General features: G+C 65.3%; 6 protein-coding genes. All 6 read left to right on the forward strand.

The window, feature by feature from the left end:
* The first annotated feature begins 348 nt into the window (after positions 1-348).
* Entirely contained in the window at positions 349-627 is a 279-nt protein-coding gene (locus tag QMK17_RS26050) for a hypothetical protein (RefSeq protein ID WP_283512182.1), read from the forward strand.
* Positions 628-985: 358 nt separating this feature from the next.
* Positions 986-1,132 carry a hypothetical protein gene (locus QMK17_RS26055; protein WP_283512183.1) on the forward strand — a complete coding sequence of 49 codons (147 nt, stop codon included), beginning with the start codon at positions 986-988 and terminating at the stop codon, positions 1,130-1,132.
* Positions 1,133-1,546, forward strand: a complete 414-nt coding sequence (locus tag QMK17_RS26060; RefSeq protein WP_283512184.1) for a hypothetical protein — start codon at positions 1,133-1,135, stop codon at positions 1,544-1,546.
* 178 nt (positions 1,547-1,724) lie between these two features.
* Positions 1,725-2,030: a hypothetical protein gene (locus QMK17_RS26065; RefSeq protein WP_283512185.1), complete on the forward strand. Its 306-nt coding sequence runs from the start codon at positions 1,725-1,727 to the stop codon at positions 2,028-2,030.
* Between the two features lie 35 nt (positions 2,031-2,065).
* Positions 2,066-2,398, forward strand: coding sequence for a hypothetical protein (locus tag QMK17_RS26070; RefSeq protein WP_283512186.1), 333 nt, complete (start codon positions 2,066-2,068; stop codon positions 2,396-2,398).
* A complete protein-coding gene (locus tag QMK17_RS26075; RefSeq protein WP_283512187.1) occupies positions 2,395-2,562 on the forward strand; it encodes a hypothetical protein in 168 nt (55 codons plus the stop codon). Before QMK17_RS26070 ends, QMK17_RS26075 begins: the two co-directional genes overlap by 4 nt.
* Positions 2,563-3,080: the final 518 nt, after the last annotated feature.

Raw genomic sequence — 3,080 nt, forward strand, 5'->3', positions numbered from 1 at the left:
ACAACAGGCGGTTGCATTCGAGCATCGGACAGATGCCCCCGATCGAATACGAAACACTCCACTACTCTGACCTCGACGCCGAGGATCAGCCCCAACTGGAGGCGGCACAAAACTTAGGGTGATTCAAAAGACGCCCAACGCCGAGCGGACGCCGCAGCAATCACCAACCGCGCCCGAAACAACCCCATTACCGTTGCGCATCGAATCGACACGATCAACGCCGATCAGCGCCGTGATCAGCGGCTACTCGACGGCCACGAGCGAACCTTATTCATCCAGAACGGAGTTCGCCACACCGAAAAGACCGCGCCCGCAACAGGAACACACCGCGAGGAGATCGGAATTCGAATGATCGAGCGGGCCGAGCAGCTCGCCTACTGGCTGGGTATCCGCGCTGAACACCTCGCCGACGGAACCGCCACCAGCTACGGACCCGACACCATCGCGAAAGGCGACTGGATCGCTTGGCGAGGCACGTGGTACCCGGTGAAGCGAGTCAACAAGAAGACGGTCACGATCCCCTCGATCGTCGGCGGTAGCTGGACCGACACCATGCGGTACACCAACATCACCGGCCACAGAACCGCCGCCGAGATGAGCACGCAGCGCCCTGCGGCAGGGGAGTAGCAAGGTCAGTGGCAGGGCTGGCGAGTAGAGGCCAGCCCTGCCACGGCCACCTGCGGTGTCCACCGAATCGAGCTCCGCTGTGCTGCGCACTGGGCAAAAGATCAATTTCTTTCACACATCTGGCTTCTGGCGAGCATGCGTCACCCTGGCCCGTCTTACCCACCCCTGACTCCGGGTTGCTCCGGCCCTTCGGGCTCCAAAAACTTTTCACAGCGCCTGCGGCTGAGAACTTTCCGTCTCAGGGGCAGGACACCGTTCCAGTGCACCGCCTTCTCTCCCTACGCCAGATGACGGCGAAAGAAATTGGCAGAGAGAAGGACCCGGGGGAGCCGGTTCTGCGAGAGAAGGAGCACCCGACATGCCCCAGAACACCATCCGCCAGGACCGCAAGGCAACCGCAGCGCACAACGCCCGAGCAGCGGGGATCATCACCCACACCACCGCAATCATCACCGGCCCCCAGAACGCGACGATCACCGTCACCGCCGCCACCGACGAAGCGTAAATGATCGTCGCCCTCGGCCACGTCATGATGACCTTTCGCAGCGCCGAAGCCGTCTGCGATGTCATCGCCGGATTCGCCACCGTCCGCGCCGCACTCATCGGCGCCGACGGACAAGCCCCCTACCCGCCGCAATCAGGCGCAGAGTTCGGCGCGGCCGCGATCTCGGTTCTCTGGCTCGGCGGCCCCGAACACACGGTCGTACCGAACAGCCGCTACAACTCCGAACAACGCCGCACCGAGCACTGGGTCGACCTGCACAGGGGACCGATCACCTGGCGCGTCACCGACCGCGTCGGCTACGACACCCTGATGGACGAATTCCGCCGCGTCCACCGCACCGCTGTAGGAGTCTTCCTCGACGGCGGATACCGCCGCGACCCCGCCAAGATCCTCGACGCCTTCGACGAAGCGTGACCGCTCGATAGCACACGTTCGGCCCCGCACCGCGGGGCCGGACCTGTCTATCCACAGGGGGCCCGCAGTACACAGACCGCCGAAAGGTGGGTTCGCGTCGCACGACTCGCTGCGCTCCCCGTGCGACGCTTGCAAGCACGCAGCCACCCACCCCCGGCGAGAAAGGAACTATCCGCCGATGATCACCTGGACCGTCACCACCCGCCCCGAGAACAGCCCCGAACTGCTCACCGCCACCGGAGCCGAACCCAACCTCGACGACGCCAAACGAGCCGCTGCCGACGCCGTCCGCTACGCCCTCGTCGACGCCGCCGCCCACGTCTCACCCGACAACGGCAGCGCACCGTCCTACCTCGTCACCCTCGACGGCACCTGCGCCCTCATCGTCGGCCTCAGCCGCTGCCGACCAGCGAACTACAACGGCGTCCTCGACAGCCTCGAACGCTTCGACGGCTCAGCACCACCACAGCTGCTGTACATGTGACCTGACCCCCGAACCCAGGAAAGGAACCCATCCGCGTGCCCGCACAAGCATGGGTCACCCTCATCGTCGGCGTCCTCGCCACCATCGGCGTTACCGCCACCCTCCGGCAACGCACCAGCAGCGAAAACCGAACTCAGGCCTGGCGGCGGTTGACATGGTGCCTGGACCTGACCACCAGCGACGACGACGACGCCGCCGAACTCGGCTGGACGATGTACAGCACCGTCAGCAAATCCAAACTCATCACCCCCACCGAACGCGACGTCATCCGCGCCGTCAGCGAGCACGCCATGCGCCGTGCACTGGCGCAAGACGTCGACACCGAGGACACTGAACCCCAGACCGACACCACGGAGGATCCGCGATGACCACCACCGAACGCCGCCCCACCCGGCGGCCGCGCCCACGCGTGGCAGCAGCGGCCGCGCGCGCCTACGTCGAAACTGCCGAATACGACAACGTCGAGGTCCCCGACTGGATCCGCGACGTCGCCGCCGGCCACACCGTCACCCCGCCGCCGCCCGAACACTGACCACCAGCAGCCAAGGCCGCTCCGTCGAAACATCTTTCGCGGCTCGGCCTTCGCCGTCGGCAAACGTGTCGGAACCGACGGCAACCCTCGACCCCATGCGAATCTGAACCCTCGATGGCCCGGCCCCGCCGCTCGATGACACGACAAGAGACCCGCCCCTGATAGTCGGCAGGCGGGTCTTTCGCTGTCCGTCCAGGAGTTTGATCACCGTGGGCGTCCCGCATTCCGCCCGGCAGTGGTGCCGGCCACCCTGCGGGCGTCCCCCCCCCCCGAATCGACCTCCGCTGCGCTGCGCACCGCGAAGAGAATCGATTTTCTTTCGCGCATCTGGCATTCTCCGAGCCTGCATCACCCAGACCCGTCTTACCAACGCGTTCTGGTCGACGATGTCGGGACTGTCAGATAAACGGTTGATCCGGCGCTTGGTTCGACACGCCGAGCCCAGCTTGGCGGGAAGGATCGACGATGACGGAAACACTGGATCCCATGGCAGCGACCGAGGTGGATCAGAAGCAGTT

The organism is Rhodococcus sp. G-MC3, from assembly GCF_030063335.1.
In the GTDB taxonomy this organism is placed as follows: domain Bacteria; phylum Actinomycetota; class Actinomycetes; order Mycobacteriales; family Mycobacteriaceae; genus Rhodococcoides.